General features: G+C 60.9%; 19 protein-coding genes and 1 pseudogene. 14 read left to right on the top strand and 6 right to left on the bottom strand.

Annotation, left to right across the window (positions count from 1 at the left end):
* Positions 1–63: 63 nt before the first annotated feature.
* Positions 64–1263 (bottom strand): tyrosine-type recombinase/integrase, encoded by a 1200-nt coding sequence (locus P5W98_RS26710; protein WP_421027741.1) that lies wholly within the window; start codon positions 1261–1263, stop codon positions 64–66.
* 436 nt (positions 1264–1699) lie between these two features.
* Here P5W98_RS26710 and P5W98_RS26705 point away from each other — a divergent pair, with 436 nt between their 5' ends.
* Positions 1700–1954 (top strand): type II toxin-antitoxin system HicA family toxin, encoded by a 255-nt coding sequence (locus tag P5W98_RS26705; RefSeq protein WP_421027740.1) that lies wholly within the window; start codon positions 1700–1702, stop codon positions 1952–1954.
* Positions 1951–2310 (top strand): type II toxin-antitoxin system HicB family antitoxin, encoded by a 360-nt coding sequence (locus P5W98_RS26700; RefSeq protein ID WP_134759963.1) that lies wholly within the window; start codon positions 1951–1953, stop codon positions 2308–2310. Before P5W98_RS26705 ends, P5W98_RS26700 begins: the two co-directional genes overlap by 4 nt.
* Positions 2311–2399: 89 nt before the next feature.
* On the opposite strand, the gene P5W98_RS26695 is transcribed toward P5W98_RS26700, so the two are convergent.
* Positions 2400–5759, bottom strand: coding sequence for an SNF2-related protein (locus P5W98_RS26695; protein WP_421027739.1), 3360 nt, complete (start codon positions 5757–5759; stop codon positions 2400–2402).
* Between the two features lie 464 nt (positions 5760–6223).
* On the opposite strand from P5W98_RS26695, the gene P5W98_RS26690 reads away from it, so the two are divergent.
* A complete protein-coding gene (locus P5W98_RS26690) occupies positions 6224–6511 on the top strand; it encodes a hypothetical protein (RefSeq protein ID WP_421027738.1) in 288 nt (95 codons plus the stop codon).
* A 420-nt stretch (positions 6512–6931) separates the two neighbouring features.
* Here the strand turns inward: P5W98_RS26690 and P5W98_RS26685 are convergent, their stop codons facing one another.
* The gene (locus P5W98_RS26685) at positions 6932–7831 is read right to left on the bottom strand and encodes a LysR substrate-binding domain-containing protein (protein WP_421027737.1); all 900 of its coding nucleotides are present in this window, start codon (positions 7829–7831) and stop codon (positions 6932–6934) included.
* A 229-nt stretch (positions 7832–8060) separates the two neighbouring features.
* Here P5W98_RS26685 and sdhC point away from each other — a divergent pair, with 229 nt between their 5' ends.
* From sdhC to P5W98_RS26655, 6 genes and pseudogenes are all read left to right on the top strand, one after another.
* Complete coding sequence (sdhC, locus tag P5W98_RS26680) at positions 8061–8477, top strand: succinate dehydrogenase, cytochrome b556 subunit (protein WP_421026021.1); 417 nt, start codon at positions 8061–8063, stop codon at positions 8475–8477.
* A 2-nt stretch (positions 8478–8479) separates the two neighbouring features.
* Complete coding sequence (gene sdhD / locus P5W98_RS26675) at positions 8480–8848, top strand: succinate dehydrogenase, hydrophobic membrane anchor protein (RefSeq protein ID WP_035531259.1); 369 nt, start codon at positions 8480–8482, stop codon at positions 8846–8848.
* Between the two features lie 4 nt (positions 8849–8852).
* On the top strand, positions 8853–10628 hold the full coding sequence (gene sdhA / locus P5W98_RS26670) for a succinate dehydrogenase flavoprotein subunit (RefSeq protein WP_035531261.1): 1776 nt from the start codon (positions 8853–8855) through the stop codon (positions 10626–10628).
* A 29-nt stretch (positions 10629–10657) separates the two neighbouring features.
* Entirely contained in the window at positions 10658–11359 is a 702-nt protein-coding gene (locus P5W98_RS26665) for a succinate dehydrogenase iron-sulfur subunit (RefSeq protein ID WP_035531265.1), read from the top strand.
* A 24-nt stretch (positions 11360–11383) separates the two neighbouring features.
* Entirely contained in the window at positions 11384–11623 is a 240-nt protein-coding gene (locus P5W98_RS26660; protein WP_421027736.1) for a succinate dehydrogenase assembly factor 2, read from the top strand.
* 44 nt (positions 11624–11667) lie between these two features.
* Positions 11668–11859 (top strand): annotated as a pseudogene (locus P5W98_RS26655) (IS6 family transposase); the annotation flags it as partial.
* A 307-nt stretch (positions 11860–12166) separates the two neighbouring features.
* On the opposite strand, the gene P5W98_RS26650 reads toward P5W98_RS26655, so the two are convergent.
* Complete coding sequence (locus tag P5W98_RS26650) at positions 12167–13054, bottom strand: LysR family transcriptional regulator (RefSeq protein WP_421027735.1); 888 nt, start codon at positions 13052–13054, stop codon at positions 12167–12169.
* Positions 13055–13239: 185 nt separating this feature from the next.
* Between P5W98_RS26650 and P5W98_RS26645 the strand changes: the two genes are divergently transcribed.
* From P5W98_RS26645 to P5W98_RS26630, 4 genes are all read left to right on the top strand, one after another.
* Positions 13240–13401 carry a DUF3563 family protein gene (locus P5W98_RS26645; protein ID WP_421027734.1) on the top strand — a complete coding sequence of 54 codons (162 nt, stop codon included), beginning with the start codon at positions 13240–13242 and terminating at the stop codon, positions 13399–13401.
* A 255-nt stretch (positions 13402–13656) separates the two neighbouring features.
* Complete coding sequence (locus tag P5W98_RS26640) at positions 13657–14370, top strand: hypothetical protein (protein WP_421027733.1); 714 nt, start codon at positions 13657–13659, stop codon at positions 14368–14370.
* A gap of 192 nt (positions 14371–14562) precedes the next feature.
* Complete coding sequence (locus tag P5W98_RS26635) at positions 14563–15108, top strand: hypothetical protein (protein ID WP_421027732.1); 546 nt, start codon at positions 14563–14565, stop codon at positions 15106–15108.
* A gap of 766 nt (positions 15109–15874) precedes the next feature.
* Complete coding sequence (locus P5W98_RS26630) at positions 15875–17386, top strand: CoA-acylating methylmalonate-semialdehyde dehydrogenase (protein WP_421027731.1); 1512 nt, start codon at positions 15875–15877, stop codon at positions 17384–17386.
* Between the two features lie 304 nt (positions 17387–17690).
* Here the strand turns inward: P5W98_RS26630 and P5W98_RS26625 are convergent, their stop codons facing one another.
* Together P5W98_RS26625 and P5W98_RS26620 are read right to left on the bottom strand one after the other, a co-directional pair.
* Entirely contained in the window at positions 17691–18101 is a 411-nt protein-coding gene (locus tag P5W98_RS26625) for a hypothetical protein (protein WP_421027730.1), read from the bottom strand.
* A gap of 102 nt (positions 18102–18203) precedes the next feature.
* The gene (locus P5W98_RS26620) at positions 18204–18542 is read right to left on the bottom strand and encodes a cupin domain-containing protein (protein ID WP_421027729.1); all 339 of its coding nucleotides are present in this window, start codon (positions 18540–18542) and stop codon (positions 18204–18206) included.
* 476 nt (positions 18543–19018) lie between these two features.
* Between P5W98_RS26620 and P5W98_RS26615 the strand changes: the two genes are divergently transcribed.
* Positions 19019–20677 carry an AMP-binding protein gene (locus P5W98_RS26615; protein WP_421027728.1) on the top strand — a complete coding sequence of 553 codons (1659 nt, stop codon included), beginning with the start codon at positions 19019–19021 and terminating at the stop codon, positions 20675–20677.
* Positions 20678–20701: the final 24 nt, after the last annotated feature.

Here is a 20701-nt window from a genome sequence, read left to right as displayed (position 1 = left end):
GAATTAAACGGCCTTTTACGACTGAACAGTCAAAAGCTCATAGCGCCGGCTATTGCGCCGTTCTCACTTCTTGTCACGCTCGTTCCAGTTCATCCGATGTCGCTCCACAGTCTCGCGATGGCGTTCATCGTCTTCGGCATGCAGATAAAGGCTGGTGGTGTTGAGCGATACATGGCCGAGATTGTCGCGGATCGTGCGCAGGTCCACGCCGCCGTCCGCCTGGTGCGAACCGGCGGTGTGCCTGAGCCAGTGCGCCGAGGCGCGGTCGAGTTCGTCGGCGCGATCGGAGAATTCCGGGCCCTTGTCGCGCAGCCACCCGGCAGCGCCCCCGAAAATGCCCTTGATGGCGTCGTGAACCGCCGAGCGCGACAGGCAGCGAGCCGTGCCCTTGAACGGAAGAATGAGCGGCAGTTCCTCGGCGCGCGTGGGCAGCGCAGACAGCCCATTCGCGACCCGGTACCTACGCAGCTCGGCAATCAATTCGGGCGAAGCGGGGACGATGCGCGCCTTGTCGCCTTTGCCCACGGTTTCCAGCCACCACTGCTCCTGGCCGTCGGCGCCGAGGCGCCGGAAGAAGTCGCCCATCCGCCCACCCGCGACTTCCGAAATGCGCATGCCCTGGAGATAGAACAGCGTAGTGAGCCAGCGGCAGCGCGCGTGATATTTGCGTTCGGCTTCGGACTCCAGCGGCAGTTGCTCGACCCACACCTTGACTTCGTCCCACAGCGATGTGGACAGATAGCGCGTCACACGTGGCGCCGAACGCTTCGCGCGCTGCCGCAGCAGCGCCATGGGATTGCCGCGCAGGTAGCCCGCGTTGACGAGCCAGGTGAACATCGCGTTGAGGATGATGAGCGCCTGACGCTGGCTGGCCGGCGAAAGCGGGCCGTTGAACGGACGCCAGCGTTCGTCGCTGCGCGCATATTTGCCGCCGTTCGCAGAAACCCAGCGGCTGGCCGGCTGCGGGTCGGCGAGGAACGTCTTGTATAGCAGCAGATCCTCGTGCGTGAGCGAGGAAAACGGCTTGCCCAGCTGCACGACGGCCCAAAGCAGCAAACGCTCGGCTTCCTTGCGATAGTTGTCGAACGTGGTTTTGGTATCCGCATAGTTCGAGAGCCACGCGCGCAAGGCATCCAGATCGTTGTCCGCCGAAAGCTGGCTGTTTCCGGCAACGCCACGGTTGCTGCCGTCGCGGCCATCGAGCGCGGACGGCACAATGAGCGATTCGACAGGCTGAATGGTGGCGAGATCGGTGTTTTTCACGGCTGGAAGGCTCCGGCTGGGTATGCGCAGGCTGCTAATTTGGCTGATACTACTATACACGACATTATAGTACTAATGTCGTGTATAGTGCTAAAGTAGCAAAATATATAGCGTATTACGTTGTAAATTTAACGACCCTGGCCAAACTGAGCCTTTCTGCCATTCCGGAACGCGTTCTCGCGCGATCTGATGCGGCGGCTCCGGGCGGTCCCGTCAGACCGGCTGGCGATGCCGCGATCGTGGTATCGCCAGCGCCACCAGTGTGGCACCCCCTGCGGTCTGGGGCGGCCCCGAACAGGTGGGCATACGCCCGCGCCGCACCCCAGGCCACGCCAAGCTCCCAGAGGGTCGCGCCACCGGGAACGACGAACCGTCGCCCCGTATGTGCTATCATTTTTTGATAGCACATGGATATCACTTTTTGCTATCATTGGGCATGAAGACGAAACACGCCCGCACCCTCGCCGCGATCTATACAAAACCGACCCCGGGTGGCATCGTGTTTTCGGACATTGAAGCGCTCGTCGTCGCCCTGGGCGGCGAAATCCACGAAGGCGCGGGGTCGCGCGTCGCCTTCGCGCTGAACGGCCAGCGCCGCTACCATCACCGCCCGCACCCGGGCAAAGAGGCGAAGCGGTATCAGGTGGAAGACTTGCGCGACTGGTTCAGCGAAATGGGGATCATGCCATGAGCAATGCAATGACCTACAAGGGCTATTTCGCCCGCATCGACTTCGACGGGCGCGACAACATTTTCGTCGGACATGTCCTCGGCGTGGACGACCGGATCAGCTTTCACGGCTCGACCGTTGACGAGCTCACCGTCGATTTTCATGCGGCGGTCGATCATTACCTGACGGACTGCGAGCAGGCCGGCCGCAAGCCACAAAAACCCGCGTCGGGCAAACTCATGCTCCGCATTGATCCTGACGTGCATGCCCGCGTGGGCATTGCGGCGGCTGTCTCCGGCGAGAGCGTCAACCAGTGGTCAGAGGAAGTGCTGGGCCGCGCCGCGCGCGAAGTGCTGGAGCGCGCCGCGCACGCCTGAAATCCGGTTCGCCCTGACGAAACGGCTGGCGCCGTGCGCGCCCAGGCAGTTGGGCGCGGCCCCTGCGGAGGTCGGCGTACGCCGGACACTCACCGGGCGCGCGTGGCTGATCTGGCCCGCGGGCGCGCCTTGGGCTGGGGCGCCACCGTGGCCGCAGTCGGGAGCGGCTCAAAGAGCGCCTCCAGATCGTCTTCCGAGAACTTGACGGCCCCCGCGGCATCCTCGGACAGGATCGCGTCGGCGAGCGCGGCCTTCCGTTCCTGCATGGCGACGATTTTTTCTTCCACGCTGCCGGCCGTGATCAGCTTGCAGACGAACACGGGCTTGTCCTGTCCGAGACGGTGTGCGCGGTCGGTGGCCTGGTTCTCGACGGCGGGATTCCACCACGGATCGTAGTGAATCACGGTGTCGGCCGCAGTCAGGTTCAGGCCAACGCCTCCAGCCTTGAGGCTGATCAGGAAGAGCGGGACTTCGCCCCGCTGGAAGCGCGTGACCGGGGTGACGCGATCGGTGGTGTCACCCGTCAGCATCACATAGGGAATGCCGGCCTCGTTGAGCGTGGCGGTGATCAGATCCAGCATGCCGGTGAACTGCGAAAACAGCAGGATGCGCCGCCCTTCCTCGATCAGTTCGGGCAACATCCCGAGCAGCAGTTCCAGTTTGGCCGATTCGCGGATCTGGCCTGCCTGGCCGAGCTTGACGAGCCGCGGGTCGCAGCAGACCTGGCGCAGCTTCAGGAGTGCCTCCAGCACGATGATGTGGCTACGGGCGAGGCCCTTTGCGGTGACGGCCGCGCGGACCTTTTCCTGCATCGCGGCGCGCACGGTTTCATAGAGGTCGCGCTGCGCGCCGTCGAGTTCGACGGTGCGCACGATCGTGGTTTTGGGCGGCAGTTCGGTGGCCACCTCGTCCTTGCGACGGCGCAGCATGAACGGGCGAATACGCCGCGCAAGCAGGTCGCGGCGCACGTGGTCACCGCTTTTCTCGATCGGAGTACGCCAGCGGCGCGTAAAGTCCTGGCGGGTGCCCAGGAAACCGGGCAGCAGGAAATCGAACTGGGCCCATAGCTCGCCAAGGTGATTTTCAAGCGGCGTGCCGGTGAGGCACAGCCGGTGCCGGGCCTGCAGCGCGCGGATCGTGGTGGCGGCTCTCGTCGCAGCGTTCTTCACGTACTGCGCTTCGTCGAGAATCAGCAGGTGCCAGGCGTGCTGCACGAGCATCGCCTGGTCGCGCCACAGCAGCGCATAGGTGGTAAGAATCAGGTCGTGCTGGCCAATTTCATCGAAGCGCTCATGGCGCTGGGGACCGTGGAGGTCGAGCACGCGCAGGTCCGGCGTGAAACGCCGCGCTTCCTCGCACCAGTTGTGCCTGAGCGTGGTGGGCACGACGATCAATGCGGGCCGGTCAAGCCGGCCGGCTTCCTTTTCGGCGAGGATGTGTGCGAGTGTCTGGATCGTCTTGCCAAGGCCCATGTCGTCGGCAAGGACACCCGACAGGTTGTGTTCGCGCAGAAACTGCATCCAGCTGAGCCCCTGGCGCTGGTAGGTGCGCAGTTCGGCCTGCAGCCCGCGCGGCACGCGTGCATCACCCACACCGGGCCCCGCCATCAGGCGCCGGGCAAGTTGCCGGACCGACGCGTCGCCATGGAATTGCCATCGCCCGGTCTGCTCCAGTGCGTCGAGCCTGGCCGCGTCCCATTCCGACAGGCGCAGGCCGCCCTCGCCGACGTGATCGAACAGATCGATCAGCACGCGCACGACAGGCTTCAGGCGCTCTGCGCGCAGGCGCAAGCGCTCGTTCCGTTCGGTCTTCAGCTCGACCGCTTCATCGTCGGCGATGGCATCGAGCCCGCCAGAAAGCCACCGCGGATCGCGCCGGAACAGGTCAGCCAGCAGCGGTTCAAGGCGCACCGTCCGGTCGTTGACAGTGATCCCCATCTCGACATCGAACCAGCCGTCGCCCGCCTGCCGCAGGCTGCCGTCGATGGTCTCGATCTCGATGACATTGAACCGGAACGCCTCGGTCATCGTCACCTGCCAGCCGTTCCTGCGTAGCGCGGGGACGATGAGCCGGGTGAAGGCGGACCAGTCATCGGCATCCTGCAGTCCCAGCACGCCGTCCGGAAACGGCCGCGGACCGTGGGCGCGGGTGGCCGGAATCTTTCTAAGCCCAGCCCTGTGCAGTTCCTTCAGGCGCTGCTGCTCGATCTCGAGCTGACGTTTGAGCTGGAGCACTTCGCCATCCGCGGTGCGTACGAGCGTGGTGTTGCTCTGGGCGTCAATGCGCTCACCTGCGTAAGCAAACCTGACGGTCGCAAAATCCAGTGCGTTCTGCGCACCCGGCGATGACCAGCCCGAACTCCAGGTCGAGAGCGTATCAAGCGACAGCATGGGGACCGGCACGGTGTCGATCACGCGCAAGGTTGACGCGCCCTGTCCGGGCGGCAGCGGCAGATCCGGCGACACCTCGCGCAGCACCTCGCTGACGACGGCGGCCTCATCGAGCGTGATGGAGGGCATCGAGAGGTACTCGTTGAGCTGCCCGGCCGGCCAGGGCACGTCAACGGGGCCGGCTTCCCCCGAATGCGCGTCCAGATACCAGCACGGCTGGGTTGCGCTCAGGAGCACGGTCGCGGACGGCTCGGTCTGCAGTACCGGCCGCACACGCATATCCGGCTGGGTGCGCCACGCAATGTCTCCGGTACGCGACGGGCCAGGGCGCAAGGCACACGGTTCGCCGGAATGCATGGCATTCGCCGCCGGCGAGACGAATGCGCGGCCCGTCGCGACGAGCTTTTCCATGACCGCGGCGCCGGTGGTGCCCTCCAGCCCGAAGCTGCCCGTGTAGTTGCGCGAGCGGCCCAGCCACAACCCGCGCAGGATCGGCAGATCCTCCTCGCTCACAAACTTCGGTGGCTGGACCAGCGCTTTTTCTACGTTCTGCCATGCGTCGTCGAGCGCACGGATCGAGCCATCGGTGCTGACGCGGGCCTTGTAGAGAAAAATCTCCGGGCTTCCGCGATACGATCCGGCAATCACATAGGCCAGCGCATGCGTGGATCGGGTGGCCGCGGGCTTTTTGCCACTGGCGGGCGTCGCGGAGTGTCTGGTTCGAAAGCCTTCGAGCCAGCGCAGCAGCTCGGGGCGCACGCCGGTGGCGGCCTGCTTCGGCAGATGCGCAAGACCGGCGATCAGGAGCGCTGCCACATGCTTGCAGCCGACTTCGACCGGACAGGTACATTCCCCTTCAACCCACATGTCTTCGCCGACATCGTGGAAATAGACGCGCACGTCATACGGCCGGCTGCGTGTGCCCTGCACCAGACCACCCAGGGTATCGTCGGCAATCCAGCGCAGTTCCGAGATGGCATTCGCGTAGTCCCGCGCCTTGGACACGGTGTAGGGATCCAGCCATGCCGTGATTTGCTTGCGATCGTAGAAGACAGACATCGGCCGTAGGTGTCAGGTTAACAACGCAGGCCGCATTTTACGCGGAGCGCTCGCCGCACGGCGCTGCCCGGCGCCCGCAGCGTCGAGAATCCGGATCAGGACTGCCCCTGCTGCCGCACATCGCGGAGCGGCGTCTTGGGCCCTTCACGCGCGGGGTCCCGCGGCGCCGGACGAGACGCCTCCATGAGCAACGCGCGCAGCGTGCGCGCCGGTGGCTGCCGCATGGCGCACGGGCATTCTGGAGAGCGACCTGGGGCATTCGATGGCTCGAATCCCGGGATACGTTCTCAACGCACCGCGGCCGGGGCATTTCATATTTTCGTTACCGCCCGGCGCTAAGCTCAGCCTGCGCAAGTGAGACACATTCTTCGTCCGTCATCACGTGAATCCGTGGCGGTTGCAATCAGCTCAAAAGCTGTATAAATTTACAGTGTATTTTTATACAGTATGATCGGGAGGCGACAATGGAGCATCTGGTCAGGGTCTACAACGAAAAGGACCGGCAAACGCTCGAATGGCTGCGCCGGCACGTCGGAGACGCAGCGCTTGCTGCCGCCGTCGAACGATGTGCGGGGTCGGGCAAACCGTACCTGTCCGCTGTCTGCAGACAACTGGGCGTCAAGACGCCCGAATTTCATTTGGCGCGGCGGGAGAGCACGAGTCCGGTGGCAGAGCAATGCCTGGCGACCATCCGGAGCATTCTCGCCGCGCGCATGGCTTTGACGGTCGCACGCCCGGTCGTTTCAGGCTAGCGACAACTCCGCTTCGACTGGCGGGATCGGAGTCTCCATCTGTCGGAAGCGCCGTCGTTCTGTCGACGGCTCAATCAACGGCGAAAAAGGTGATCGCTGGCGTTCGGGCGGCCGCCATTTCATCGAATTGCCTGTTGCCGGTTATGCCGGCTTCGTATCGATTTCGTATGCCGTGCCGGACGAAAACGCCCACTCCTGCAGAAGCGACGCGCTTGAATCGCTTGAACGCCCTGCTGGGATGGAGCGCGGGCTCGGGCAGGCACGCGCATCGCGCGACAATGCTATTGAACCTACTGATGTCGGCATTGCTTCGATGGATGAATAGCACTCCTACACAAAATTGATCAATAGAATTATATAAAATTTAGGTTTCCAGCGCAGACAGCGACTAGGCCGTCTCACATGTCAATTCCGAGCAACTCAGCCGGACGGATGCATGGATGGATCGTTCGCAATCGCAAGGAAGTTTGCGACTTTTGCGGTCGTTGCGTCCTTGCGCGAAGCGAGTGCGAGGCGGATCGAAATGTTTCCACCGAGAACGTCAGCATAGACAACACCCTCAACGCGAATCTGACATACCGATGCTGGTACCAGTGATACACCGAATTCAGCCGCGACCAGATTGACGACAGACGAGAGTTGCGGGGCTTGTTGACCCATTAGTGGAGTGAAGCCAGCGTCCCCGCACGCTCCAACGATCACGTCATGCAAAGTTGGACTTGCTTCGCGAGGAAGTAGAACAAAAGAGTCCTGAGCAAGTGCAATAAGCGGAATTTTTCGTTTCTTCGCCAGGGGATGAGTAGTTGGCAAGACGAGCTTCATGGGCTCAACCGCAATGTGATGGAACGCAACTCCAGCTGGCGATTGATTTCCAAGGCGCACGAAGGTGACATCGAGCCGGCCATCGTCCAGATATGAAAGTAGCTGTGCCGTATTCCCTTCTACCAGTGTCAGTGAAACAGCAGGATAGGTCTGGCGGAACTTACGGATCAGCATCGCCACGACCGGATTGAACGCCGCAGATCCAGTAAAGCCGATGTTCAGTTGTCCCACCTCGCCGCGTCCTGCGCTCTGTGCGTTCTTGATCGCTTGCTGTGCGTTATCTAGCAAACGCTTCGCGTCGGTTGCGAACGCTTCGCCGGCTTCCGTAAGAACTACTCCATGACCGGTACGACGAAACAGCCGGACGCCCAGTTCGTCCTCCAGCGCATGAATCTGCTGACTTAAAGGTGGCTGGCCAATGCCCAGCTTCTCGGCGGCGCGCGTGACGTTGCGCTCGTCTGCTACTGCCATGAAATAACGGATGTGCCGGAGTTCCATTGTGATATCTGTAAAACGTATTTCAGAAAGACGAGATAGATATTGGACAGAATATCATCATTGGATGAAGATGATGTAAAACCGCCGGCGCATCGAGCGCCGGCAGTCATCTGCGCTGTGCCGTGCTCCTTTCCCCAGTGGCTCGCAACAATGCGGGCGGCCCATTCACCTTGGCGCCAGATCACGGCAGTGGATGTGTTCTGTTGTCTAATCAGTGAAGGGGTCTAGCATGGCTGAAGCCACAAAAAAACCGAGGCCGGAATACCGGAACATCGGGCTTGGGCAAATATTGTTCGCATACCGCCTGCCACTCGCGGGGCGCGTGTCGATCGGCCACCGCGTGAGCGGTGCGCTGCTGTTCCTGTTCTTGCCTTTCCTGCTGTTCCTGTTTGACCAGAGCCTCACTTCGGAGCTCAGCTTCGAGGTCTTCAAGGGCTTCCTCTCCAACATCGTCGTCAAGCTCATCGTGCTGGTCCTCGGATGGGCGTTCCTGTTTCACTTCTGCGCCGGCGTACGCCATCTGTTCATGGACTTCAGCCATGACCTCGTGAGCAAGGAAAAGGGCAAGTCGACCTCGCTCGTGGTCGTTGTCATCTCCACGGTTCTCACGATCGCCTTCGCGGCCAAACTCTTCGGAGCGTTCTAATAATGTCGGCTAAAAACGGTATCGGTCCGAAGCGTCTCGTCGTGGGCGCTCACTACGGCCTGCGCGACTGGATTGCCCAGCGCGCCACCGCCGTGATCATGGCGATCTACACGGTCGTGCTGCTCGCGCTGTTCTTCGGCGCACACGATTTTTCGTACGACGGCTGGGCCTCGATCTTCTCCGCGCAGTGGATGAAGCTCGCCACGTTCGTCACGCTGCTCGCGCTGTTCTATCACGCCTGGGTTGGCGTGCGCGACATCTGGATGGACTACATCAAGCCGGTCGGCCTGCGCATCACGCTGGACGTCCTCACGATCGCATGGCTGCTGGGCAGCCTCGGCTACGCCGCTCAGATTCTCTGGAGAGTGTAAAAGAATGGCTGCAATCAAGAATTCTCTGCCGCGTCGCAAATTCGACGTGGTCATCGTCGGCGCGGGCGGTTCGGGGATGCGCGCTTCGCTGCAACTGGCGCGTGCTGGCCTCTCGGTCTGCGTGCTCTCGAAGGTGTTCCCGACGCGTTCGCACACGGTTGCGGCGCAAGGCGGCATCGGCGCTTCGCTCGGCAACATGAGCGAAGACAACTGGCACTATCACTTCTACGACACGATCAAGGGTTCCGACTGGCTCGGCGACCAGGACGCGATCGAGTTCATGTGCCGTGAAGCACCGAACGCCGTCTACGAACTCGAACACATGGGCATGCCGTTCGACCGCAATGCGGACGGCACGATCTACCAGCGTCCGTTCGGCGGCCACACGGCCAACTACGGCGAAAAGCCGGTGCAACGCGCTTGCGCGGCCGCTGACCGTACCGGTCATGCGCTGCTGCACACGCTGTACCAGCAGAACGTTGCAGCGAAGACCACGTTCTTCGTCGAATGGATGGCGCTGGATCTGATCCGCGACGCCGAAGGCGACGTGCTCGGCGTGACCGCGCTCGAAATGGAAACGGGCGACGTCTACATCCTCGAAGGCAAGACCACGCTGTTCGCCACGGGCGGCGCGGGCCGTATCTTCGCAGCTTCCACGAACGCGTTCATCAATACCGGTGACGGCCTCGGCATGGCGGCCCGCTCGGGCATCGCGCTGCAGGACATGGAGTTCTGGCAGTTCCACCCGACCGGCGTGGCCGGCGCGGGCGTGCTGATCACCGAGGGCGTGCGCGGCGAAGGCGGCATTCTGCGCAACTCGAACGGCGAGCGCTTCATGGAGCGCTATGCGCCCACGCTCAAGGACCTCGCGCCGCGTGACTTCGTCTCGCGCTCGATGGACCAGGAAATCAAGGAAGGCCGCGGTGTCGGCGCGCACAAGGACCACGTGCTGCTCGACCTCTCGCACATCGGCGCCGAGACGATCATGAAGCGTCTGCCGTCGATCCGCGAAATCGCGCTCAAGTTCGCGAACGTGGACTGCATCAAGGAACCGATCCCGGTCGTTCCGACGATTCACTACCAGATGGGCGGCATCCCGACCAACATCAATGGTCAGGTCGTCGGCACGCCGAAGGGCCACGAAGAAGTCGTCAACGGCTTCTACGCCGTGGGCGAATGCTCGTGCGTCTCGGTGCACGGTGCAAACCGTCTGGGCACGAACTCGCTGCTCGACCTCGTGGTGTTCGGCCGCGCTGCCGGCAACCACATCGTCAAGCACGTGAAGGAGCTCAAGGAGCACAAGCCGTTGCCGGCAGATGCCGCCGACTTCTCGCTCGCGCGCCTCGCGAAGCTCGACAACTCGACCTCGGGCGAGTACGCGCAGTCCGTCGCGAACCAGATCCGCGGCTCGATGCAGAAGCACGCTGGCGTGTTCCGTACCTCGGCGCTGCTTGCGGAAGGTGTCAAGGACATCGCGCAGGTTACCGAGCAGGCGAAGCATATCCACCTGAAGGACAAGTCGAAGGTGTTCAACACCGCGCGCGTCGAAGCGCTCGAAGTGGCGAACCTCGTAGAAGTTGCGCAAGCAACGATGGTGTCGGCGGAAGCCCGCAAGGAAAGCCGCGGCGCGCATGCACAAAGCGACTACGAACACCGCGACGACGAAAACTGGCTGCGCCATACGCTGTGGTTCAGCGAAGGCAACCGTCTTGAATACAAGCCGGTTCACATGAAGCCGCTGACCGTCGAGTCCGTGCCGCCGAAGGCGCGTACGTTCTAAGGCACACGCCAGTCAAAAGGAATTTGGAAATGGCCAAACGTATTTTTGAAGTCTACCGCTACGACCCGGACAAGGACGCGGCGCCGCGCATGCAGTCGTACGAGCTGGAAATCACGCACGAGCGCATGCTGCTCGACGCGCTGGTCAAGCTCAAGGAACTGGACGAGACGCTGTCGTTCCGCCGCTCGTGCCGCGAAGGCGTGTGTGGTTCGGACGCCATGAACATCAACGGCAAGAACGGACTGGCGTGCCTCACGAACCTGAACGAGCTGCCGCAGAAGATCGTGCTGCGTCCGCTGCCGGGCCTGCCTGTCGTGCGCGACCTGATCGTCGACATGACGCACTTCTTCAACCAGTACCACTCGATCAAGCCGTACCTGATCAACGACACGCCGCCGCCCGAGAAGGAGCGTCTGCAGTCGCCCGAACAGCGCGACGAGCTCGACGGCGTGTACGAGTGTATTCTGTGTGCGAGCTGCTCGACGTCGTGCCCGAGCTTCTGGTGGAATCCGGACAAGTTCGTCGGCCCGGCAGGTCTGCTGCAGGCTTACCGCTTCATCGCGGACAGCCGCGACGAAGCCACTGGCGAGCGTCTCGACAACCTCGAAGACCCGTACCGCCTGTTCCGTTGCCACACGATCATGAACTGCGTCGACGTTTGCCCGAAGGGGCTGAACCCGACGAAGGCGATCGGCAAGATCAAGGAACTGATGGTTCGCCGCGCGGTTTGACGCTGCGTACCTGAAATAAGCGAAATGGAATCGCATCAGTCTGACCCCCATCGCCGCGCGCGCCTTCGCTGGCGCGCACGGCGCGGTCTGCTCGAAAACGATCTGATTTTCGAGCGTTTTTTCGACCGCTACGAGCATGACCTCAGCGACGCCGACGTGGGTGCTCTCACACGCCTGCTCGAGCTGAGCGATAACGACCTGATGGACTTGCTGCTTGCGCGCAAGGAACCAGAAGGCGACCTTGCCGAGGTTTTGTCGCAATAAGGCGAGCTGCTCTGCTGGCAGCGTAAAGGCAAACGCTTTGCTCGATGAAACCGAACCTGAATCCGGCCGTTGCAAAGGTGCTCAAGCGCCTGCACTACCCGCTCGACGTCTACCTGCTGTGTGTGCGGTGGTACGTGGCGTATCCGTCGAGCCTGCGTCATCTTGAACAGATGATGTCCGAGCGGGGCATTGCGGTTGATCATTCGACCGTGCACCGCTGGGCCATGAAGCTGTTGGATCCCAACGGGTGCTCATGACTTTCGCCTCGCATACGCCCGGTTCTCGTGTCCGAAGACTGCCGTCAAGTGTAGTGGTGATTTTCTCGACACCCGTTCCGAATTGACCGACCGGCGCCACGACGATATCAGTGGATATCTCGAGCGAGCACCAACTCCGCGCGGTGATCGGCGAGGTCGAGGACTTTAATGCGTGGGCCGAGTCCAAGCTCTCTTCGCTCGATGACCTGCTGGCCAAAGCGTGAAATCAACGTTCAGAAACATCCATAAAATGTGATGAATTGGCCAAACTCCGACCGCGCGCTTGCTAACTGAGGAGTTTAGCGGCCGTCCGCACGATTTCCGCGACGAACACTTTGACCATTGGATGGTTTCGTTCGCCGCGGCGATAAGCGACGTAGATTTTTCGGCGAAGCTCCGGCCTCAGCTTTACCCAAGCGACGCCGGGAGGTGAGCGTAGCTTCCTGAGTCCGGGGACGATTGACACGGAGCAGCCGGAGGCCACCATCGCTTCGATCATCTCCGATCCACGGCATGTGGCGTTGGTCCGAGGCTGGTACCCGGCGCGGCGGCACAAATCGGCGACGAAGCTGCCAAAGGGTCCACCGCTTGATTCGATCGCCCACGTTTCGTCCCTGAGATCGGCCAGGCTGAGCGACGGCTTTTTGCCCAGCGGATGGTCAGTCGACAGTGTCACGTACCAGACATCCTCGGCCAGCGGCACAATCGCAATGTTTTCCCGATTCTCGCCCGCCACGATTGAGAGATCGTCGATCAAGGCGATGTCCGTCCTCCAGGACCGCAGTGCCGCGACCCCATCAATTGCCTCCAATTCTTCGATTGCGATCGCCAGACGCGGATACGCGTGCTGCAGCGTCTTGACCGTGTCAGGGAGGACAACCGAGGCGATCGACTGAAACGCGGCGACGCGCAGCTCGCCGGCGATCTCACGCCGAAGCTCTGCCATCTCCGAGCGAGCTTCGTCCAGCACAACCATCAGCCGCTCGGCGTAGCCCACCAGTGCGTGGCCCGCGGGCGTAAGCCTGACCCTGCGGCCGATGCGCTCCGTGAGCGTGACGCCCGCCTCATCTTCAAGTTGTGCGATCTGCTGTGAAACCGCTGAGGGCGTCAGGAACAGAGCCTCAGCGGCGGCGGCAATCGTGCCACATCGCGCCAGTTCCAAGAGCGCCCGCATTCGACCGAGCTCCAAGGCAGGTACCTCCCGAACGAACAGACCGATTCAACAGAATGGTTAATGTATTACGTCAAAATCGATAAGTATACGTAAGCATACTAGCCGCCTAAGATTGAATCGTCGAGCGGCGCAAGAGAACGCGCCGCAAGGCACATGCGTAGTGTCGAGTCCGACCAGCGTCACTGGTGAACAACTTTCTGGAGATTATTATGTTTGCCTTCCTCCTTACACGGATTAGCCGCTGGTTCGAGCGCGCTGAACAAAGCCGCAATGACGAGTACCTTGCAGGTGCACGAGACATTGCCGAGCTCGAACACCGGATGCGCTCGCTGGAAAGCGGCCGCTAACTGATGTCAGGCTTGCGCTAAATCGTGTGGTTGGCTGGCGCGCTCACACGTCGATATTCGACTCGACGCTCCCACACGCGCCTTGAGAGCGGTCCTCGGACGCTGACTGCGAAGGTAGCGAAGCACGATTTCACTGGACTACGCTTGGCGATGGGCTGACGCACCGGTCCGCGGTCCGATGTCGGCCCGATCTCTGTCGGGATGCCCAGGATCAATCGTTACAATGCCTCGACGAGTTCCCTTCCACAGCATCAAATGCGAAATATCCTGACCTCCATTTTCTGGAGCGGCGACGCCATCCGCAGTCGACGCGTGAGTGACGTCGTTTTATCCGGAACGCTCGATCTGCCCGCGCCTTCTGCGGCCGTGCTTGCGGATTGGCAAATAGAGACGGCGGCGCGGCTCGCCCTGGAACCTGGGGATGTCGAGGCGATGCATCTGCCGCGCACGCAAATACGCTGGCCAGACTACAGGCGCTGCGTGCAGGCCATGTCCGACTGGACGGACGCCCTCGGACTGCCCGCGGTCCTTGCCGACAGCAACATGGCGCTGATGGCCTGTCGTGGCGCGAGGTATCACCACGATGGCGAACAATACGGCGGTATGGCTTTCTGCAATCTCTTCGTGAGTGAAGACAAGGGTCTGGACTTGCACTTTCCCTTTACAGGCCAACGCATTCCATTGAAGCGGGGAACTGCAGTGATTTTCGATCCGGTTCAGCCCCACGGCGTCATTCAGCGCGGCAGCGACAGTTTTTCTGCGACCGATTTCGCCCCGGACCGGGACTTCGACCAGATTTTCCTGACGTGGGAACTCCCCATCGAAGACGCCAATATTGGAAGCGCGCTAAAGGTCGTCTTCGATATCGCCCCCTCGACGTCTCAGCATCTCGAGAAAGAGCAAGTCTGGTTCAACGGTTCACCCGCCGCCGTGTGCCCGGAATCTGGTCGCTGGCTCCACGTTAGCTGATATCGACGTCACGGCCTGTGTTGACGGCGGCCTTCAGATCGTGCTTCTACCGGTTTCTCTCGAGCAAAGCCACACACGCTTTTCCACCGAGTCCCTGCTTCGGCTGGTAGTCAACCTGAAGGCGCCGCGCGAGCAGCGCCTCTCCTTCGCGGCGGATCAGAGACGTCTTGATGTGACGAAAATGTGCTCAGCATGGATGACATGTGCACTGTCACGGCTCAAGAAGCTAAACACGAAACACCTTCGCAATCCTTATTTAAAGTTCGACCATTAAATTTATGTGAAACTATTGGTTCACACAAGCAACCACCTCGGGACTGGAACCCGTTGTGGCTTGTCAGCGCGCGTCGCGCGTTTGATATTCGTGCCTTTGCTTTGGCCGAAAGCGCACTCAGTCACGTATCGAACATCCGACAAGGCCATCGATCCGGGGGTTCAAATTATCGCCTCCGTCATCAGTCGGCTACAAGCGATTCCCAGCAGGTCACCGGGAATCCCCAGAAAGGCGAGCAGACCTTGCAGCCGGAACCGCCGCAAGCGCAGTGGTTTCGCGCCAGTAAAACGTTATGGAGCAAAAATTCTGCTATTCGGCACCTCCGCAGGTTTCTGGCTTCAATCAGCATCGGTTGTGTGAGCATCGTCACGTACAAATGGATGCGTCGCGCTTTCGGCAAAAACACAGGATACGTACCTGCCCTTGAACTCGCGGGACCTATTCGCAACTACACCGGCAGCTAAAAATAAAAAGATGCCCCTCATGAAGTGCTAACCCTTGATGTCCTGTCCATGAGAGATGGTTTCAAAGGCACTCGCACACCTTCGATGTGCGGAATGCCGAAAGTCACGGAAAGATAGAAGAGTCAATCTTCACAACCCGACGTTTCGGCGGAGCTGTTAGCTAGATTCTGCATCTGCAACCTGACCGGCACCCTCGGCATGCCCTCGCGAGGATCCGCGTTTCACGACAAATGCCGATTCCAACAAAACCGAAGCCGTCAACGACGCTCGGTCTCGTCTTACTGTCTCCAGGATGAGGCGCGGATATACGCCGCAGAATATGTCTGCCGAATGCCATACCCTTGCGGTGATTTCATCAACGGGAATGTTCACCGACTCGCGCAATCAATATAACCAACAAAATTGAAATTTCAGAAGCGGGGACTGATGCGCCGGCACCGTATTACATAACAGCATGCTTCGCCACATTTTGGGCGATCTCTCGCGCGGCACGCTGAACCAGCGTCGGGGTAGCGGCGTTGTACAAGCGTCTGCTTGACACCGATGTCATTCATGCGTGCCTCTACTCACATTCCGACGCACTTGCCTCTTCCTTTCCCTCCCAGCGTTGCCAACAATCATTGCTGGTCCGGCTATCGTCCATGATTTATAACAATGATTGTTTGCGTATGAAAACAATCAATTAAGTCCAGGCATCTTTCCCGCAGGCAGGGGCCTCCGTACACTGAGTACCAGTTACCAGTGTTCAACCTATTGAGGAGATGAGATGCAGACCTACACTGATATTGCAGACGTGGTCCACTTCATTGGCGGCGAGACCGAGCGCGGCACGGGCGACCGTACCCAGCCGGTGTTCAATCCGGCCACGGGCGCCACCGCGCGCCGCCTGGTGCTGGGCGAAGCCGCCGACGTCGACGCCGCCGTGGCCAGCGCGAAAGCCGCGTTCCCGGCCTGGCGCGACACGCCGCCGATTCGCCGCGCGCGCGTCATGCTGCGCTTTCTCGAACTGATGAACCGTCACGCCGACGAACTCGCGGCGATCATTACGGCCGAGCACGGCAAGGTCTTTACCGATGCGCAGGGCGAAGTCGCTCGCGGTATCGACGTCATCGAATTCGCTTGTGGCATCCCGCAACTCCTCAAGGGCGATTACACGGAGCAGGTCTCCACCGGCATGGACAACTGGACCGTGCGCCAGCCGCTGGGCGTCGTGGCCGGGATCACGCCGTTCAACTTCCCGTGCATGGTGCCGTGCTGGATGTTCCCGGTCGCGCTGGCCGCGGGCTGCACGTTCGTGCTCAAGCCGAGCGAGCGCGACCCTTCGGCGTCGCTGTTCATGGCACGCCTGCTCAAGGAAGCCGGTCTGCCGGACGGCGTGTTCAACGTCGTGCAGGGAGACAAGGTCGTAGTTGACGCGCTGCTCGCGCATCGCGACGTGAAGGCCGTGAGCTTCGTGGGCTCCACGCCTATCGCGAACTATATCTACGAGACGGGGGCAAAACACGGCAAGCGCGTGCAGGCATTGGGCGGCGCGAAGAACCACATGGTCGTGATGCCCGATGCCGACATCGAGAAGACCGTAGACGCGCTGATCGGCGCCGGTTACGGCTCGGCGGGCGAACGCTGCATGGCAATCTCGGTCGCAGTGCTGGTGGGCGACGTGGCCGACAAGGTCGTGCCGTTGCTGGCCGAGCGCGCGAAGCGCCTCGTCATCAAGAACGGCATGGAAGCCGATGCCGAAATGGGCCCGATCGTCACGCGCCAGGCGCTGGAGCGCATCGAAGGCTATATCGCGAGCGGCGTCGAAGAAGGCGCGACGCTGGTGGTGGACGGCCGCGGCCACAAGGTGCCGGGTCACGAAAACGGCTTCTTCACCGGCGGCACACTGTTCGACCACGTCACGCCCGAGATGCGCATCTACAAGGAAGAAATCTTCGGTCCGGTGCTGGCCTGCGTGCGCGTGAAGGACTTCGCCGAAGCGGTGCAACTGATCAACGATCACGAATTCGGCAACGGCGTGGCCTGCTTCACGCGCGACGGCAACGTGGCACGCGAGTTCGGCCGCCAGATCGAAGTGGGCATGGTGGGCATCAACGTGCCGATTCCGGTGCCGATGGCATGGCACGGCTTCGGCGGCTGGAAGCGCAGCCTGTTCGGCGACATGCACGCGTACGGCGAAGAAGGCGTGCGCTTCTACACGAAGCAGAAGTCGATCATGCAGCGCTGGCCGGAAAGCACCGAAAAGGGTGCGAAATTCACGATGCCCGTGGCCAGGTAATTTGCATCAGGATATAAAAAGAGACTGCACCCCAGCTACGCTTTCACACCGGCAGGGGTGCAATTGCGTCCTGCGACCTCATGGCGGTGGCTAGCCCTGGGGCTGGCTCTTTATCTTCAGATCAGACGACAGCAGGTGATCGGCATCGTGGAACCTGGTCGATATAAGCGAAATCAGCCGATGCACTTGGCGCCCGGGTGCGTGCAACCGCCCGGGCACAACGCGTAAATGTGCCAACCAACGTGGCGCCTCTCTGTTGTTCGGCTAGTTTGCATCCCGCGTCGCGTTGTCACAACGATGCCGGTTATTCGATAAATTCGCGGAGAGCGGGATCACGGCGCGGTCCCATGAGAACACCCTTACCCCATGGCGTCAGAAGCACAGTGCAGCGGTCGCTATGCACTGGCCGTGCCTTCAAACCAGGATCCATATAAGAATCGGAGATGGTCACCCGCGCCGCACGAATGCCATTGTGCGGAACTAGCGCCGTTGCAACCCTCACGCAGCCGTCGTTTGAAAGATGCGGGCGCATTTCAATTAGAGCACCTCTCATCAAGTTGTCGTCAACGACGTTGAGGATCTCATCCCGGCTGGAATCGCAGGCACGCAATTCAACACGCATCCCGGCTGCTACGCGAGCGTGGCAATCGAGATAACCTGGCCGCCCCGCAAGAACAATCTGCGGCAAGAAACGAGGTCCTTGGTAGTCCAGCATTTTATCTTGACGCGAACTGCCCGTGCTCTAGCTACGAGTTTGGCGCTCCGACTCGAAACATGCCCGACCGAGACCGTAGAGCTCGAACGGTCAATTAGGCGATCAGTACGCCGGCGGCGAAATTACCCAGACCACGACTGCTTCCGTGTCGCCATGGTTTGCCCAACGGAACGGCTCGTGTGCGATACGGAAGCTATCGCCCGCAGCCAGTTTGAACGCATTGTCCCCAATCCAGACTTCGAGCTCACCCTTTACCAGATACCCTTCTTCCTCGGTATCGCGCAATGTCGCTTCCGCGAGGACGGCGCCAGGTTCAAAGGTGCCCAGAAACATCTCAAAGGCGCCACCGATATTCGGCGACAGCAGTTCCTCAACAAGTCCGTCGGTTACCGTTCCGAGTCGACGACCGCTATCCGGATCGACGGCCTTTGACAATGCCACAAATCACTCTATTCCCCGACTCATCCTCCACCTTGATCCAGATCAAGCTCTCGGCTGCGGCTATCGCTGTTATTCGACGATATCTGAACAGGGCACTTCATGCCTCGCATTGTCGTTCGCCCCCATAGGTTCCGATCGCGCAGACAGGACCGCCGACGTAATGCAGCTCTCTACCGGAATCAATGCAAGCGGCTGTCCCGTAGCCTTGATGCACGTCAATTTACCATCGCAAACGAACCGTATGCTCGATCCATAGCGACACGAATCACGTGCTAGAGGAAATACGTTGAGGAACACCGCACTCCTTGGTCTCTTGATGCGGCCGGGCGAGCTACTCATTCCCGGCCCAGTCTGTCTTCGTCCACGCCTTCGCAAGAGGAGAACGTCTGCCGGGCTGGATGGACACACGTAGTCTTTAAGTGCGCAGATCTCGTTGTCCGCGCGTCTGCCCCAATCCGGTAAAGGCTCGATCGACCATGAACTGCCCCAACGCAGTGGACATCCCCTCCTGCGAGCCGCCTGTCACAGCTATCGATGCGAGAAGCGTTCGAACCTTGCCGGAAATGTTCGAGGCGGCATGCACGCGTTACGCTGGACGCCCCGCATTCAGCTCGTTCAGGCACACTCTCGAATACCGGGACATCGCCCATTATGTACACCGCTTTTCCGCCTTCCTGGTCAACGAACTGAAGCTCGAGTCCCTCGATCGCGTGGCACTCATCCTGCCGAACGGCCTACCCTATGTCGTGGCCTTCTATGGCGTGCTCGACGCTGGGCTCGTTGTCGTCAACGTCAACCCGCTGGCCACAGCCCGTGAGATTCAAATCCAGCTCGACACGGCGGCGGTTTCAGCGATCGTCGTATTAGAGAATTTTGCCTGCAAACTGGACGAAATCCTTGATGCGAAGCTCGCGAAAGCGGTCATATCCGTCGCGGCGGGCGATCTGCTACCGCTGCACACGCGCACCGCGATCGACTTTCTGCAGCGCGTTGTACGTCACTCGATTCCACCGACTAAAAGGCAATACCGGACATTCAGAGCCACTCTTTCGCGCCGTGACTCGAACGAGCGACATCTCCCCCCGGCCGGCCTCGACGATGTTGCACTGCTGCAATACACCGGAGGAACGACGGGCACGCCGAAGTGCGCAATGCTCACGCACCGCAACCTCAGTTCGAACGTTGCGCAGATTTGCGCATGGCTTGGTGAGTCGTTCTGTTCCGCGCATCAGATCATTCTCACGCCGCTACCGCTCTTTCATATATTCGCGTTGACCGCCAGCCTGCTGACGTTTGTCGAAATCGGCGCGCACAATGTTCTCATAACCGATCCGCACGATCTCGCCGGGCTCATAAGAACGCTGCGCCGCACGCGGCCCACCGCCCTGTTAGGTGTAAATACGCTCTTCAATGCCCTTCTCGCCGCACCACGTTTCAAGACGGTGGACTGGTCTCGCCTCACCCTCGTGATCGGCGGCGGCTCACCGATTCAGGCTGGCGTCGCAGCTCGATGGCAGACAGCAACGGGAGTACCGCTCATCGAAGGGTATGGGCTGACCGAAGCATCGCCGGTCGTCTGTGCCAATCCGATCAATGCGAAGCACTTCTCGGGATCAGTGGGTTATCCGTTGCCTTTAACCGAACTCAGCATCCGCGATGACGCCAATGCGCCGGTCGACGCGGGTGTGATCGGGGAAGTGTGGGTCCGAGGTCCTCAGGTCATGCGCGGCTACTGGATGAACCCCGCGGAGACCGACGAGGTCATCTCGATTGATGGCTGGCTTCGCACGGGGGACGTTGGGTACCTCACACCCGCCCACACGCTCGTGCTGGTCGATCGCAAGAAAGACGTGGTGATCGTGTCCGGTTTCAAGGTCTATCCCTCGGAAGTCGAGGCCGTGGTGTCCGCGCTTCCGGGCGTCAGCGCCGCAGCGGTAGTCGGAGTGCCGGACGAACGGACCGGACAGGCCGTGAAGCTGTTCGTCGTCCCAACCTCGAAGGATATGACTGCCGAAATCGTCCTGCAGCACTGCCGGGCCAATTTGAGCGCCTACAAGATCCCCCGGTTCATCGAGTTCCGCGGCACCCTGCCTCTGAACCAGCTCGGCAAGGTACTCCGACGCGCGCTGACTTGAAGGACCTGAAGTGTTCTTCTCGCT

The organism is Paraburkholderia sp. A1BS-2L, from assembly GCF_051125205.1.
Lineage (GTDB): Bacteria > Pseudomonadota > Gammaproteobacteria > Burkholderiales > Burkholderiaceae > Paraburkholderia.
Note: the sequence above shows the minus strand (reverse complement) of the source record. Positions and strands in the feature narration are given on the sequence as shown.

Coding starts and splice junctions, on each gene's coding strand:
- sdhC (WP_421026021.1), top strand. CDS start 8,061: ATGGCTGAAGCCACAAAAAAACCGAGGCCGGAATACCGGAACATCGGG.
- sdhD (WP_035531259.1), top strand. CDS start 8,480: ATGTCGGCTAAAAACGGTATCGGTCCGAAGCGTCTCGTCGTGGGCGCT.
- P5W98_RS26695 (WP_421027739.1), bottom strand. CDS start 5,759: ATGTCTGTCTTCTACGATCGCAAGCAAATCACGGCATGGCTGGATCCC.
- P5W98_RS26685 (WP_421027737.1), bottom strand. CDS start 7,831: ATGGAACTCCGGCACATCCGTTATTTCATGGCAGTAGCAGACGAGCGC.
- P5W98_RS26690 (WP_421027738.1), top strand. CDS start 6,224: ATGGAGCATCTGGTCAGGGTCTACAACGAAAAGGACCGGCAAACGCTC.
- P5W98_RS26700 (WP_134759963.1), top strand. CDS start 1,951: ATGAGCAATGCAATGACCTACAAGGGCTATTTCGCCCGCATCGACTTC.
- P5W98_RS26665 (WP_035531265.1), top strand. CDS start 10,658: ATGGCCAAACGTATTTTTGAAGTCTACCGCTACGACCCGGACAAGGAC.
- P5W98_RS26625 (WP_421027730.1), bottom strand. CDS start 18,101: ATGCTGGACTACCAAGGACCTCGTTTCTTGCCGCAGATTGTTCTTGCG.
- P5W98_RS26630 (WP_421027731.1), top strand. CDS start 15,875: ATGCAGACCTACACTGATATTGCAGACGTGGTCCACTTCATTGGCGGC.
- P5W98_RS26705 (WP_421027740.1), top strand. CDS start 1,700: ATGAAGACGAAACACGCCCGCACCCTCGCCGCGATCTATACAAAACCG.
- P5W98_RS26635 (WP_421027732.1), top strand. CDS start 14,563: ATGGATGACATGTGCACTGTCACGGCTCAAGAAGCTAAACACGAAACA.
- P5W98_RS26640 (WP_421027733.1), top strand. CDS start 13,657: ATGCGAAATATCCTGACCTCCATTTTCTGGAGCGGCGACGCCATCCGC.
- P5W98_RS26615 (WP_421027728.1), top strand. CDS start 19,019: ATGAACTGCCCCAACGCAGTGGACATCCCCTCCTGCGAGCCGCCTGTC.
- sdhA (WP_035531261.1), top strand. CDS start 8,853: ATGGCTGCAATCAAGAATTCTCTGCCGCGTCGCAAATTCGACGTGGTC.
- P5W98_RS26660 (WP_421027736.1), top strand. CDS start 11,384: ATGGAATCGCATCAGTCTGACCCCCATCGCCGCGCGCGCCTTCGCTGG.
- P5W98_RS26650 (WP_421027735.1), bottom strand. CDS start 13,054: ATGCGGGCGCTCTTGGAACTGGCGCGATGTGGCACGATTGCCGCCGCC.